15 protein-coding genes are annotated in these 14,125 nt (G+C 63.9%); all 15 read right to left on the bottom strand.

Annotated elements, in window-relative coordinates; all coding sequences use genetic code 11:
* Positions 1-3 precede the first annotated feature (3 nt).
* The 15 genes from CAG22_RS07130 to CAG22_RS07060 all read right to left on the bottom strand — a co-directional run bounded on the left by CAG22_RS07130 (position 4) and on the right by CAG22_RS07060 (position 14,117).
* Complete coding sequence (locus tag CAG22_RS07130; RefSeq protein WP_015271204.1) at positions 4-792, bottom strand: protein phosphatase CheZ; 789 nt, start codon at positions 790-792, stop codon at positions 4-6.
* 20 nt (positions 793-812) lie between these two features.
* Positions 813-1,187, bottom strand: coding sequence for a chemotaxis response regulator CheY (locus CAG22_RS07125; RefSeq protein WP_075045918.1), 375 nt, complete (start codon positions 1,185-1,187; stop codon positions 813-815).
* A 103-nt stretch (positions 1,188-1,290) separates the two neighbouring features.
* Positions 1,291-2,031 (bottom strand): RNA polymerase sigma factor FliA, encoded by a 741-nt coding sequence (gene fliA, locus CAG22_RS07120; protein ID WP_046614576.1) that lies wholly within the window; start codon positions 2,029-2,031, stop codon positions 1,291-1,293.
* Complete coding sequence (gene fleN, locus CAG22_RS07115; protein WP_003254408.1) at positions 2,028-2,861, bottom strand: flagellar synthesis regulator FleN; 834 nt, start codon at positions 2,859-2,861, stop codon at positions 2,028-2,030. The genes fliA and fleN overlap by 4 nt, the downstream gene beginning before the upstream one ends.
* 93 nt (positions 2,862-2,954) lie before the next feature.
* On the bottom strand, positions 2,955-4,262 hold the full coding sequence (flhF, locus tag CAG22_RS07110; RefSeq protein ID WP_085589005.1) for a flagellar biosynthesis protein FlhF: 1,308 nt from the start codon (positions 4,260-4,262) through the stop codon (positions 2,955-2,957).
* An 11-nt stretch (positions 4,263-4,273) separates the two neighbouring features.
* Complete coding sequence (gene flhA / locus CAG22_RS07105) at positions 4,274-6,403, bottom strand: flagellar biosynthesis protein FlhA (protein ID WP_013973588.1); 2,130 nt, start codon at positions 6,401-6,403, stop codon at positions 4,274-4,276.
* An 812-nt stretch (positions 6,404-7,215) separates the two neighbouring features.
* Positions 7,216-8,358, bottom strand: a complete 1,143-nt coding sequence (flhB, locus tag CAG22_RS07100; protein ID WP_085705054.1) for a flagellar biosynthesis protein FlhB — start codon at positions 8,356-8,358, stop codon at positions 7,216-7,218.
* A 2-nt stretch (positions 8,359-8,360) separates the two neighbouring features.
* Complete coding sequence (gene fliR, locus CAG22_RS07095) at positions 8,361-9,137, bottom strand: flagellar biosynthetic protein FliR (RefSeq protein ID WP_085589009.1); 777 nt, start codon at positions 9,135-9,137, stop codon at positions 8,361-8,363.
* Positions 9,138-9,144: 7 nt separating this feature from the next.
* Positions 9,145-9,414: a flagellar biosynthesis protein FliQ gene (gene fliQ / locus CAG22_RS07090; RefSeq protein WP_075045922.1), complete on the bottom strand. Its 270-nt coding sequence runs from the start codon at positions 9,412-9,414 to the stop codon at positions 9,145-9,147.
* 21 nt (positions 9,415-9,435) lie between these two features.
* Positions 9,436-10,191 (bottom strand): flagellar type III secretion system pore protein FliP, encoded by a 756-nt coding sequence (gene fliP / locus CAG22_RS07085; RefSeq protein ID WP_003257293.1) that lies wholly within the window; start codon positions 10,189-10,191, stop codon positions 9,436-9,438.
* Entirely contained in the window at positions 10,191-10,625 is a 435-nt protein-coding gene (gene fliO / locus CAG22_RS07080) for a flagellar biosynthetic protein FliO (RefSeq protein WP_043936227.1), read from the bottom strand. Before fliO ends, fliP begins: the two co-directional genes overlap by 1 nt.
* A gap of 12 nt (positions 10,626-10,637) precedes the next feature.
* Positions 10,638-11,108, bottom strand: a complete 471-nt coding sequence (fliN, locus tag CAG22_RS07075) for a flagellar motor switch protein FliN (protein ID WP_003257291.1) — start codon at positions 11,106-11,108, stop codon at positions 10,638-10,640.
* Between the two features lie 46 nt (positions 11,109-11,154).
* Positions 11,155-12,123 carry a flagellar motor switch protein FliM gene (gene fliM / locus CAG22_RS07070; protein ID WP_013973595.1) on the bottom strand — a complete coding sequence of 323 codons (969 nt, stop codon included), beginning with the start codon at positions 12,121-12,123 and terminating at the stop codon, positions 11,155-11,157.
* Positions 12,124-12,132: 9 nt separating this feature from the next.
* On the bottom strand, positions 12,133-12,630 hold the full coding sequence (gene fliL / locus CAG22_RS07065; protein ID WP_025340078.1) for a flagellar basal body-associated protein FliL: 498 nt from the start codon (positions 12,628-12,630) through the stop codon (positions 12,133-12,135).
* Between the two features lie 218 nt (positions 12,631-12,848).
* A complete protein-coding gene (locus CAG22_RS07060; RefSeq protein ID WP_085705051.1) occupies positions 12,849-14,117 on the bottom strand; it encodes a flagellar hook-length control protein FliK in 1,269 nt (422 codons plus the stop codon).
* Positions 14,118-14,125: the final 8 nt, after the last annotated feature.

Below are 14,125 nucleotides of genomic sequence, written 5' to 3'. Positions count from 1 at the left end.
TCCTTAAAAACCCAGGCTGGACAGCAAATCATCGACATCGTCCTGACCGGACACAACGTCTTCACGCTTATCGGCATGAATCTGCGGACCTTCACCCCGAGTCGGATGTTTTTCTCGATCTTTTTCTGCGCGCAGTTGATCGTGGTCATGCTGGATGCCCGCAAAGCGGTCGACCTGGCTGGCCATCAGCACCAGTTTGAGCAGGTTGCTTTCCACCTCGGTGACCAACGTGGTGACGCGCTTGATCACCTGGCCGGTCAGGTCCTGATAGTCCTGGGCCAGCAGAATGTCGTTGAGGTGGCCGGCGACCTTGCGGTTACCTTCGGCGCTGTGCGTCAGGAAACTGTCGACGCGCTTGACCAGGTCACGGAACTCCGGCGCAGCCACTTCGCGGCGCATGAAACGCTGCCAGTCGGTGCTCAGGGCCTGGGCCTCGCTGGCCAGGTCGTTGAGCACCGGGGTGCTTTCCTCGACCAGGTCCATGGTGCGGTTCGCCGCGCCCTCGGTGAGCCTGACCACGTATGACAGGCGCTCGGTGGCGTCGGTTATCTGCGACACCTCCTCGGCCTGCGGCATGGTCGGGTCGATCTGGAAACTGACGATGGCACTGTGCAGCTCGCGGGTCAGCTTGCCGACTTCCTGGTACAGGCCGCGGTCGCGGGTCTGGTTCAGCTCGTGAATCAGCTGCACCGCCTCGCCGAAACGGCCCCGCTCCAGGCTTTCGACCAGCTCCTGGGCATGCTTCTTCAGGGTCGATTCGAACTCGCCCAAAGACGTTTGTGATGAATCCATGGCGCGCCCCCTGACGTGACTCAGCCGTTGACGCGTTCGAAGATCTTCTCGATCTTTTCTTTGAGCACCTGGGCGGTGAACGGCTTGACCACGTAGCCGTTGACGCCGGCCTGGGCCGCTTCGATGATCTGGTCGCGCTTGGCTTCGGCGGTAACCATCAGCACCGGCATGGATTTCAGGCGATCGTGGGCACGCACCTTGCGCAGCAGGTCGATGCCGGACATGCCAGGCATGTTCCAGTCGGTCACCAGGAAGTCGTAGTGGCCGTTCTCCAGCATCGGCAGCGCCGTGGTGCCGTCGTCGGCTTCTTCGGTGTTGGTGAAGCCCAGGTCACGCAACAGGTTCTTGATGATCCGCCGCATCGTCGAAAAGTCGTCAACGATGAGGATTTTCATGTCTTTGTTCAAGTAGACCTCCAAGCAGTCTCAAACGCGCTCGGCCCCGAGCGCGCATTCACAATTCGGTACAACGTAGAAAACGACTGCAACGACAGCGGGCTCAACGCGCCCGCCATTCCCCCAGGCGGCTGCGCAGGCGCGCGGCACACTGGCTGTGCAACTGGCTGACCCGCGACTCGCTGACCCCCAGCACCTCACCGATTTCCTTGAGGTTCAGCTCTTCGTCGTAGTACAGCGCCAGCACCAGGCGCTCACGCTCCGGCAGGTTGGCGATGGCCTCGGTCAGGGCGGCCTGGAAGCGCTCGTCCTCCAGGCCACGCGCAGGTTCTACCTGGCCACTGGCGCCATCCTCATGCAGCCCTTCGTGCTCGCCGTCCTGCAACAGGTCGTCGAAGCTGAACAGGCGGCTGCCCAGGGTATCGTTCAAGATCCCGTAGTAATCATCGAGACTCAATTGGAGTTCGGCAGCAACTTCATGATCTTTAGCGTCACGGCCGGTTCTGGCTTCAACCGCACGCATCGCGTCGCTGACCATGCGGGTGTTGCGGTGCACCGAACGCGGTGCCCAGTCGCCCTTGCGCACTTCGTCCAGCATGGCCCCGCGAATGCGGATGCCGGCGTAGGTTTCGAAGCTGGCGCCCTTGCTGGCGTCGTACTTGTTGGCCACTTCCAGCAGGCCGATCATGCCGGCCTGAATCAGGTCCTCGACCTGCACGTTGGCCGGCAGCCGCGCCAGCAGGTGGTAGGCGATGCGCTTGACCAGCGGGGCGTAGCGCTCGATCAGCTCGTACTGCGCGTCTTTCGACGCCCGGCTGTACATCTTGAAGCCGCTGGCGTTCATAGCACAGGTCCCGCGCTGGTGGGCTGCACCAGACGCTCGACAAAGAACTCCAGATGGCCGCGCGGGTTGGCCGGCAGCGGCCAGCTATCGACCTTCTGGGCAATCGCCTTGAAGGCCAGCGCGCATTTGGAGCGTGGGAAGGCTTCGTACACGGCACGCTGCTTCTGCACCGCCTTGCGCACGCACTCGTCATACGGCACGGCGCCCACGTACTGCAGGGCAACGTCGAGGAAGCGGTCGGTGACCTTGGTCAGCTTGGCGAACAGGTTGCGGCCTTCCTGCGGGCTCTGCGCCATGTTGGCCAGCACCCGGAAACGGTTCATGCCGTAGTCGCGGTTGAGCAACTTGATCAGGGCGTAGGCATCGGTGATCGAGGTGGGTTCGTCGCATACCACCAGCAGCACTTCCTGGGCGGCGCGTACGAAGCTGACCACCGAATCACCGATACCGGCCGCAGTGTCGATCACCAGCACGTCGAGGTTGTCGCCGATTTCGCTGAACGCCTGGATCAGCCCGGCATGCTGGGCCGGGGCCAGGTGCACCATGCTCTGCGTGCCCGAGGCAGCCGGCACGATGCGCACACCACCGGGGCCCTGCAACATCACGTCGCGCAGCTCGCAGCGCCCTTCGATGACATCGGCCAGGGTCCGCTTGGGGGTAAGGCCCAGCAGCACATCGACATTGGCCAGGCCCAGGTCGGCGTCGAGCAGCATGACCCTGCGGCCAAGCTCGGCCAGCGCCAGGGACAGGTTCACTGAAACGTTAGTCTTGCCGACGCCACCTTTGCCACCGGTCACGGCGATCACCTGTACGGGATGCATGCTACCCATGTCTGTTCTTTACCTTGTCTCGCTGGGACTCAGGCCACACGTAGGGCAATTCTGCGTACCCCTTGGCATAGCTACCTTGCACACATTTCATCATCAACCCGCTCGCCGTGGGTTGTGATAGAGATCAGCGAACATGTCGGCCATGGCCTCTTCGCTGGGCTCGTCCTGCTGCTGCACATTGACCGCGCGGGAGACCAACTGGTGCCCACGTGGCAGGTGCAGGTCGTCAGGAATGCGCGGCCCGTCGGTCAGGTAGGCCACTGGCAAATCATGACTGATGGCAAGGCTCAGCACGTCGCCAAGGCTCGCCGTTTCATCGAGTTTGGTCAGGATGCAACCGGCCAGGCCGCAGCGCTTGTAGCTGTGGTAGGCGGCGGTCAGCACCTGCTTCTGGCTGGTGGTGGCCAGCACCAGGTAGTTCTTCGCGGCAATGCCACGCCCGGCCAGGGTGTCCAGTTGCATGCGCAGGGCAGGGTCGCTGGCCTGCAGGCCGGCGGTATCGATCAGCACCACGCGCTTGCGCAGCAGCGGCTCCAGCGCCGCGGCAAGCGACTGGCCCGGGTCGACGTAGGTAACCGGCACGTTGAGGATGCGGCCCAGGGTCTTGAGCTGCTCCTGGGCGCCGATGCGGAAGCTGTCCATGCTCACCAGCGCCAGGTTCTGCGCGCCGTACTTGAGCACGTAGCGGGCGGCCAGCTTGGCCAGGGTGGTGGTCTTGCCCATGCCGGCCGGGCCGACCATGGCGATCACCCCGCCCTCTTCGATCGGCTCGACCTCGGGGATTTCGATCATCCGCGCCAGGTGCGCCAGCAACATGCGCCAGGCCTGGCGTGGCTCGTCGATCTCGGCAGTCAGGTCCAGCAGCTCACGGGCGATCGGCCCGGACAGGCCGATGCGCTGCAACCGGCGCCAGACGGTGGCCTGCTGCGGCTTGCTGCCCTGCAGCTGGTTCCAGGCCAACGAGCCGAGCTGCACTTCCAGCAGCTCGCGCAGGCCCGACAGCTCGGAGCGCATGGCATCGAACAGGCGCGGGTCGACCGGCGCCGACGCAGGCGCTGCAGCAGCCTCGGGAACATCGACGTGCGGTTCGATCAACGGCTCGGCGGCGGTCAGCGACTGCCCGGCGAACAATTGGCGGTTGTTGTCGCTGCTGTCCTGGCGGTGGCCCAGCTCGGCCTGGGCAGTGGCGATGCGCGTATGGGTCTTGCGCAGCTCTTCTTCCAGTTCGGCGTTGGGCACACGCGGGGCCAGGGCGGACAGCTTGTAGTCCAGCGCGGCCGTCAGCTCGACACCGCCGGCGATGCGACGGTTGCCGATGATGGCGGCATCGGCGCCCAGCTCATCACGGACCAGCTTCATGGCCTGACGCATATCGGCGGCGAAAAATCGCTTAACTTGCATTATCCCCTACCTCAGCCGTTAGGGCCCACGGTGGCAACGATGGTGACTTGCTTGTTGTCCGGTATTTCCTGATACGCCAGAACATGCAAATTCGGTACAGCCAGGCGGCCGAAACGCGACAGCATGGCGCGGATCGGGCCGGCAACCAGGAGGATGGCCGGCTGGCCCTGCATTTCCTGGCGCTGGGCCGCCTCGATCAGCGAACGCTGCAGCTTCTCGGCCATGCTCGGCTCCAGAAGAACACCGTCTTCCTGACCTTGCCCGGCCCTTTGCAGACTATTGAGCAAAATCTGTTCCAACCTTGGCTCCAGGGTAATCACTGGCAGCTCCGACTCAACGCCGACAATGCTTTGCACGATGGCGCGACACAATCCGACGCGCACTGCCGCCACCAGCGCGGCGGTATCTTGACTCTTGCCGGCGTTGTTCGCGATCGCCTCGGCGATACTGCGAATATCGCGCACTGGCACCTGTTCCGACAACAGCGCTTGCAGCACCTTGAGCAGGCCCGACAAGGAAATGACACCCGGCACCAGCTCTTCTGCAAGTTTAGGCGATGCCTTGGCCAACACCTGCAGCAGTTGCTGGACCTCTTCATGGCCGATCAGCTCGTGGCAGTGCTTCTGCAGGATCTGGTTCAGGTGGGTGGCCACCACGGTGCTGGCGTCGACCACGGTGTAGCCCAGCGACTGCGCCTGGGAGCGCTGGCCGACATCGATCCACACGGCTTCAAGGCCAAACGCCGGGTCGCGCGCGGCGATGCCGTTGAGGGTGCCGAACACCTGCCCCGGGTTGATTGCCAGTTCGCGGTCCGGGTAGATCTCGGCCTCGGCCAGGATCACCCCCATCAGGGTCAGGCGATACGCGCTGGGCTGCAGGTCGAGGTTGTCGCGGATGTGCACGGTGGGCATGAGGAAGCCCAGGTCTTGCGACAGCTTCTTGCGCACGCCCTTGATCCGCGCCAGCAACTGGCCACCCTGGTTGCGATCGACCAGCGGGATCAGCCGGTAGCCGACCTCCAGGCCAATCATGTCGATCGGCGTGACGTCGTCCCAGCCCAGCTCCTTGGTTTCCAGCGCACGCTGTGGCGAGGGCAGCAGGTCCTGCTGGCGCTGCGCCTCCTGCAGCGCCTGCGCCTTGGCCTTCTGCTGCTTCTTCCACACCAGGTAGGCGCCACCACCGGCCAGCAGGCCGAGGCTGAGGAAGGCCACGTGCGGCATGCCCGGCACCAGGCCCATGACGATCATCAGCGCGCCGGACACCGCCAGGGCCTTGGGCGAATCGAACATCTGCCGGTTGATCAGCTTGCCCATGTCCTCGGAGCCCGAGGCACGGGTCACCATGATCGCGGCAGCGGTGGACAGCAACAGTGATGGCAATTGCGCCACCAAACCGTCACCGATGGTCAGCAAGGCGTACACCTTGCCGGCATCGCCAAAGCTCATGCCATGCTGCAGCATGCCGATTAGCATGCCGCCGATCAGGTTGATGAACAGGATCAGCAGGCCGGCGATGGCGTCACCGCGGACGAACTTGCTGGCACCGTCCATCGAACCATAGAACTCGGCTTCCTGCGCCACTTCGGCACGACGGTGCTTGGCCTGGGCCTGGTCGATCAGGCCGGCGTTGAGGTCGGCGTCGATGGCCATCTGCTTGCCGGGCATGGCGTCGAGGGTGAAACGCGCGCTCACTTCCGAGATACGCCCGGCGCCCTTGGTCACCACCACGAAGTTGATGATCATGAGGATGGCGAACACCACGGCACCGACCACGTAGTTACCGCCGATCACCACCTCGCCGAAGGCCTGGATCACCTTGCCGGCGGCGCCGTGGCCCTCCTGGCCATGCAGCATCACCACCCGGGTGGAAGCCACGTTCAGGGCCAGGCGCAACAACGTGGCCACCAGCAAGATGGTGGGGAACGCGGCAAAGTCGAGCGGGCGCAGGGCGTAGACGCAGACCAGCAGGACCACGATCGACAGGGCGATGTTGAAAGTGAAGAACACGTCGAGCAGGAACGGCGGTATCGGCAACATCATCATTGCCAACATCACCAGCAGCAACAGCGGCACACCCAGGTTGCCCCGGCCGAGCCCGGCCAGGTTGTTACGGGCGTTGCTGATTAACTGAGTGCGATCCACCGCGAGTCCTCTTGATGCAAAACTTTGACGCACAGGGGGCGCCTGGCGCTGGCTCTGCAAGAAGCTTTCCAACTTTGCTCGACGGGGGATTTATGTTGCCTGTTCCGGCCTCTTCGCGGGTGAACCCGCTCCCACAGGTGCGGCGTCGCCCTCGAGGAGCATGAGGTCCCTGTGGGAGCGGGCGTGCCCGCGAAAGGGCCAGAAGCCCTGACACAAGGTCAACTGTCGCAGCGCAGGCGCCTGGCGCTGGCTTGGCAAGAAGCTTTCCAACTTTGCTCGACGGGGGATTTATGTTGCCTGTTCCGGCCTCTTCGCGGGTGAACCCGCTCCCACAGGTGCGGCGTCGCCCTCGAGGAGCATGAGGTCCCTGTGGGAGCGGGCGTGCCCGCGAAAGGGCCAGAAGCCCTTACACAAAGTCAACTGTCGCGGCGCAGGCGCCTGGCGCTGGCTTGGCAAGAAGCTTTCCAACTTTGCTCGACGGGGGATTTATGTTGCCTGTTCCGGCCTCTTCGCGGGTGAACCCGCTCCCACAGGTGCGGCGTCGCCCTCGAGGAGCATGAGGTCCCTGTGGGTGCGGGCGTGCCCGCGAAAGGGCCAGACGCCCTGACACAAGGTCAACTGTCGCGGCGCAGGCGCCTGGCGCTAGCTTGGCAAGAAGCCTTCCAACTTTGCTCGACGGGGGATTTATGTTGCCTGTTCCGGCCTCTTCGCGGGCACGCCCGCTCCCACAGGTGCGGCGTCGCCCTCGAGGAGCATGAGGTCCCTGTGGGAGCGGGCGTGCCCGCGAAAGGGCCAGAAGCCCTTACACAAAGTCAACTGTCGCGGCGCAGGTCCGGCGGAATCGGCAGGTCGTCCTTCAGCGGCTCTGGCCGCTTGCCCTTGCCTGCCCGGTACTGGCGGATCTGGAACACATAGGCCAGCACCTGCGCCACCGCCAGGTAAAGCCCGGCAGGGATTTCCTGCTCAAGTTCGGTGGAGTAGTAGATCGCCCGCGCCAACGCCGGCGACTCGAGGATCTGGACCTTGTGCCCCACGCCGATCTCGCGAATCTTCAGGGCAATGAAATCCGTCCCCTTGGCCAGCAGCAACGGCGCCGCCCCGCCTTTCTCCGGGTCGTATTGCAAGGCCACCGCATAATGCGTCGGGTTGGTGATGATCACGTCGGCTTCGGGCACAGCCGCCATCATGCGCCGCTGCGAAGCCTCACGCTGCAGCTGGCGAATACGCTGCTTGACCTCGGGCTTGCCTTCGCTGTCCTTGTACTCGTCCTTGATTTCCTGCTTGGTCATCTTCAGCTTGTTGTGCGCCTGCCACAGCTGGAACGGCACGTCCGCCGCCGCAATCAACAGCAGCCCGGCCGACATCCACAACGCACTCCAGCCCACCACCTGCAGGCTATGGATGATCGCCTGCTCCAACGGCTCATTGGCGATGGCGAGCAGCGCCTGGCGGTCATTGACCAACACCACTACCGCCACGACCAGAATCACGAAAAACTTGGCGAGTGCTTTCAATAGCTCGGTCAGGGCGTTCATCGAGAACATGCGCTTGATCCCCGACAAGGGATTCATGCGGCTGAATTTCGGCTGCAACAGGCTGCCGGAAAACAGGAAACCGCCCAGGACAATCGGCGCGACAAACGAAATCACGAACAACAGGACCAAGATCGGCTGCACCGCCCAGATGGCCATCTTGCCCGAGGCCAGCAGGAAGGCACCCATGGCCCGCTCATCGACGATGAAGTCGCGGGTCAGGCTGAAGTTCATGCGCATGATCGCCAGCAGTGTCTCGGCCAGGTGGCCGCCGAACGCCAGCAGGCCACCGGCGCCGGCCAAGGTCACCGCCACCGTGTTCAGCTCCTTGGAACGCGCGATCTCGCCTTTCTCGCGGGCATCGCGCTTGCGCTTGTCGGTGGGTTCTTCTGTCTTGTCCTGACCGCTTTCGCTTTCCGCCATGCTCAGCGCGCCCTTGCCAGATCACGCAGCCATTGCAGCGCTTCGCTGGCCAATGCCTGGTAATGGGAAAGTATGTCGGCCAGGCCGACCCAGAAAATGAACATGCCCATGACCAGGGTCAGCGGAAAACCGATGGAGAAAATGTTCAGCTGCGGCGCGGCACGCGTCATTACGCCAAAGGCGATGTTCACCACCAGCAGCGCGGCGATAGCCGGCAGGATCAGCAGCAGGCCGGCACCGAACACCCAGCCCAGCCGCCCCGCCATCTCCCAGAACTGATTGACCACCAGCGCATTGCCCACCGGCAAGGTGGTGAAGCTTTCGGTCAGCACCTCGAACGCTACCAGATGGCCGTTCATCAGCAAGAACAGCACGCTCACCAGCATAGTCATGAACTGGCTGATCACCGCAACGTTGACGCCGTTGGCCGGGTCGACCATCGATGCGAAGGCCATGCCCATCTGCACCGCGACGATCTGGCCAGCGATGACGAAAGCCTGGAACAACAACTGCAGCGACAACCCGAACAACGCCCCGACGATGACCTGCTCGGCACACAACAGCAGGCCTCGCAGGCTCAACGGGTCGAACTCGGGCAGGGGCGGCAGGGCCGGGACGATCACCACGGTGATAGCCACCGCCACGTACAGACGCACCCGCGCCGGCAGCATGCGGGTGCCAAAGATCGGCATGGTCATCAATACTGCCGTCACCCTGAACAACGGCAGGATGAAGGTGGCGACCCAGGTGCCGATCTGCGTGTCGGTCAGCTCCAGCATCGGCGCGTCAACCGATCAGCTGCGGGATGTTGGTGTACAGACTGGTGATGTACTCCATGAACTTCTGCACCAGCCACGGCCCGGCGACGATCAGCGTGACCAGCATCACCAGCAGGCGTGGCAGGAAGCTCAGGGTCTGTTCGTTGATCTGCGTGGCGGCCTGGAACATGGCCACCACCAGGCCCACCAGCAGGCTGGGCACCACCAGTATGGCGACCATCAGGGTGGTCAGCCACAAGGCATCACGGAACAGGTCGACAGCGACTTCAGGTGTCATCGGCGGCTCTCCTTGACGGCGTCAGACGCCGCCGAAACTGCTGGCCAAGGTGCCCATGATCAGCGCCCAGCCATCGACCAGCACGAACAGCATGATCTTGAACGGCAGCGAGATGATCAGCGGCGACAGCATCATCATACCCATGGCCATCAGCACGCTGGCTACCACCATGTCGATGATCAGGAACGGGATGAAGATCATGAAACCGATCTGGAACGCAGTCTTCAGCTCGGAGGTAACGAACGCCGGCACCAGGATCGTCAGCGGCACCTGGTCCGGGCCGGCGATGTCGGTACGCTTGGACAGACGCATGAACAGGTCGAGGTCGCTTTGCCGGGTTTGCGCCAGCATGAAGTCCTTGAGCGGCCCCTGGGCCTTGTCGATGGCCTGCTGGGCAGTCATCTGCTCCTTCAGGTACGGCTGCAGTGCATCCTGGTTCACCCGGTCGAACACCGGCGCCATGATGAACATGGTCAGGAACAGTGCCATGCCCGTCAGCAGCTGGTTCGACGGCGTCTGCTGCAAGCCCAGGGCCTGACGCAGGATCGAGAACACGATGATGATGCGGGTGAAGCTGGTCATCAGGATGACGAACGCCGGGATGAAGCTGAGCGCCGTCATGATCAGCAGGATCTGCAGGCTGACCGAATACTCCTGCTGCCCGTCCGCGGTATTGGACAGGGTAATGGCCGGGATCGACAGCGGGTCGGCCCCCAGGGCCAGCGGCGCAGCCAGCAGCAGCGCCAGAGTCAACAACACACGCAGCGCGCCACTCATCACTTCTTGTCCTTAGGGTCCTTGCCCATCAGCTCCATCAGCCGCTGGGCAAACTCCGGCGTCGCCTGGCGGGCGTTCTCCGGCACTTCCACGGGTTCGGCCAGCACATGCAGGGCCTCGATGCTGCCAGGGGTATGGCCGATCAGGATCTGCTCCTTGCCCACTTGCACCAGCAGCAGGCGGTCACGCGGGCCGATGGCCCGGCTGCCGACGATCTCGATCACCTGCCCACCCTTCACCGCCGTGCTTTGCATGCGCCGCAGCAACCAGGCCAGGAAGAAGATCAGGCCGACCACCAGCAGCAGGCCGAAGACCATCTGCGCCAACTGCCCACCGAGGCTGCCAGGCGCGGTTGCCGGGGTTGCCGCCGGTGTGGCCGCGGCCAGGCAAGCCTGGCTGGCGAGCAGCGCGGCGGCCGCCGCGATGGCGCGCATCGTGCCCTTCACTCAGCGCAGCTTCTTGATACGTTCGCTGGGGCTGATCACGTCGGTCAGGCGGATGCCGAACTTCTCGTTGACCACCACCACCTCGCCATGGGCAATCAGCGTGCCGTTGACCAGCACGTCGAGCGGCTCGCCGGCCAGGCGGTCGAGCTCGATCACCGAGCCCTGGTTGAGCTGCAGCAGGTTGCGGATGTTGATCTCGGTGCTGCCCACTTCCATGGAAATGTTCACCGGGATATCCAGGATCACGTCCAGGTTAGGGCCTTCGAGGCTGACGTTTTCGTTCGGCTTCGGCGAGCTGGCGAACTCCTCCATCGGCAGGCGGCCCGCGCCGCCGGTGCTGCTACCGGTGTCACCACCCAGCAGTGCATCGATATCGGCCTGGCCGGCTGCACCGGTTTCTTCCAGTGCCGCAGCCCATTCATCGGCCAGTGCCTGGTCCTCTGCGGAGGTGATCTCGTTTTCGTTAGCCATGGTTTCCTCGACAGGCATTCAATTCGTTATGAGCGACCGGCACGCGTCAGCGGCGTTCGATCGGGTCGATTATCTGCAGCGCCAGGTTGCCCTTGTGCGAACCCAGGCGCGCCTTGAACGACGGCACGCCGTTGGCGCGCAGTACCAGGTGCTCGGGCAGCTCCACCGGGATCACGTCACCAGGCTGCATGTGCAGGATGTCGCGCAGCTTCAGCTGGCGCCGGGCTACGGTGGCGGTCAGCGGCACAGCCACGTCCAGCACGTCCTCGCGCAGGGCCTTGACCCAGCGCTCGTCCTGGTCGTCCAGGTCGGACTGGAAACCGGCGTCGAGCATTTCCCGCACCGGCTCGATCATCGAGTACGGCATGGTCACGTGCAGGTCGCCGCCACCGCCGTCCAGCTCGATGTGGAAGGTGGACACCACCACCGCCTCGCTGGGGCCGACAATGTTGGCCATGGCCGGGTTGACCTCGGAGTTCATGTACTCGAAGGTGACCGGCATGATTGCCTGCCAGGCTTCCTTGAGGTCGACGAAGCACTGGTCCAGCACCATGCGCACCACGCGCAACTCGGTGGGGGTGAACTCGCGGCCTTCGATCTTGGCGTGGCGGCCGTCGCCGCCGAAGAAGTTGTCCACCAGCTTGAACACCAGCTTGGCGTCGAGGATGAACAGCGAGGTACCGCGCAGCGGCTTGATCTTGACAAGGTTGAGGCTGGTCGGCACATACAGCGAGTGCACGTATTCGCCGAACTTCATCACCTGCACGCCGCCCACTGCCACGTCGGCGGAGCGGCGCAGCAGGTTGAACATGCTGATACGGGTGTAACGGGCGAAACGCTCGTTGATCATTTCCAGGGTCGGCATGCGACCCCGCACGATACGGTCCTGACTGGTCAGGTCGTAGCTTTTGATGCTGCCAGGCTCGGATGCACTCTCGGTCTGCACCAGCCCGTCGTCGACACCATGCAACAGGGCATCGATTTCATCCTGGGACAGCAGGTCCTGTACGGCCATTGCGGACTCCTACTGCAATACGAAATTGGTGAACAGCAACTGGTCGACGACCGGCTTGCCGACTTCCTTCTGTGCCACTTCCTGAACCACTGCGGTGGCCTTCTGGCGCAGCATTTCCTGCCCCACCGGGCTGCCGGCCAGGGTGTCGAAGCCTTGCCCGGAGAACATCATCACCAGGTTGTTGCGGATCACCGGCATGTGCACCTTGAGGGCGTCCAGGTCAGCCTGGCTGCGCGCTTGCAGGGTGATGCTCACCTGCATGTAGCGCTGGCGGCCGTTCTGGTTGAAGTTGACCACGAAGGCCGGGGCCAGCGCTTCGTAGATAGCCGCTGGCTTGACGTTGCTGGCTGCAGGATCGGCGGCCGGGGCCGGCTCGCTCTTGTGCATGATGAACCAGGTAGCGCCCACCGAAAGGCCGATCGCCAGCAACAGGCCCACTACCGCCAGCAGGATCAGCTTGAGTTTGCCTTTAGTGGCGGGGTCTTTGACTGCTTCGCTCTTCGCCATGCCAATAATCCGTCGTCCATCGGGGGTTCAAGGGAGGATGGCTTGGCTTGAGCAAGTGTTATGCCAGATTTCGCAGAAGGGAGATTTCAGCACGGACAACTGTGCTGGCTTCTTCGCGGGTGAACCCGCTCCCACAGGACCTCCACAGGCTTCGAAGCCTGCACTGTACTTGTGGGAGCGGGTTTACCCGCGAAGAGGCCAGTACAGGCAATCGGGATCTACGCGTAGTAATCGACCGCACTGTCGCCAACAACCACCTGCTGCTCCACAGGCCGGGCGCTATCGACTGCCTCTGCCCCGCCCTGCTCGGCCCGGCGCGCCGCCACCCCGGACAGGTTGCTGCCCTGCGCCTGCCCCTGCTGCTGTTGTTGCTGCCCACGCGACTGGTCGGCCACGTTGACATCCGGCTGTGCCAGCCCCTGCTGGGCAAACAGCTCGCGCAGGCGGTGCACCTGGCTGTCGAGGGCGTCACGCACGCCGGCGTGACCGCTGATGAAGGTGATCTGGGTCGACTGGTCCGTCGCAACATTGACGCGAATGTCCAGGCGGCCCAGTTCTGCCGGCTCCAGCTGGATATCCGCCGACTTTAGGTTCTGGCTGGACAGGTACATGACCCGGTTGACCAGGCCTTCGGCCCAGGCGTTCTGGTTCATCGGCAGCGGTTGGTGCAATGGGCTGGCATTGGCCGGCACGGCATTGGCGGTCTTGGCCGTGGCGGCCTGGGTCAGGTTGGCCAGGCGGTTGGCGAAATCATCTACACGTGTATCGCTGCCAGCGCTCTTGGTGTCTTTCAGGCCATCTTCGAGCAAGCCGGCAAAGGCCTTGTCGCCAGGCTCGCCCGTTTCACCCTCGGCATTCTCGACCAGATTCGCCAAGGTATTGACGGCCATCTGCCCCTCTTCGCCCTGAGCCTGCGAAGGGTCCAGGGCATGCGCCGAGGTCGCTCCCTTGGCCTGGGCGCTTTGTTCCAGCGCCAGGCGCAGGGTAGGCAGGTTGGCCAAAGGGTCGGAGTCAGGGTCGAAGGCTTCCTCGGCGGCCGACTCCTCGGGCAGCTCGGCGGTGACCTGCGCCTGCGCCGCGGCGGCCTGCAACACCGGCGCCACCGCCTCGGCCTGGGCCTGGATCAGTTGTGCGCCAGGCTGGGCGTCGGTGACTTGGCCGGCCACCAGGCTGGCATCGCGCAAGCCGGTGTCGGCCTGGGCCTGGTCGTCGGCTGGCAATTGTTTGCCGTCATCGGCAACCGCGGGTTTGTCGGCAGCGGCTTTCTTGCCGCCCTGCGCCGCCTCGGGCTTGTCCTTGGGCTTGGCCTGAACGACCTTGTCGTCCTGCCCGGCGGCCTTGTCGCGGCCCTGCCGGGCCATCACCTGGCCGAAGCCGTCGCCCTTGTCGCCCGGCGCCTGCAGCGGCTTGTCGGCCTGTGCGGTGGCCGTACGCGAGGTGTTGGCAATGGCGTTGCCTTGCAACAATGGGTTGGGTGCGACAGGCATCGAGCGGT

This window comes from Pseudomonas sp. B8(2017), from assembly GCF_002113575.1.
Taxonomy (GTDB): domain Bacteria; phylum Pseudomonadota; class Gammaproteobacteria; order Pseudomonadales; family Pseudomonadaceae; genus Aquipseudomonas; species Aquipseudomonas putida_Z.
The sequence above is the reverse complement of the archived record's forward strand: the minus strand, read 5'-3'. Positions and strand labels throughout refer to the sequence as shown.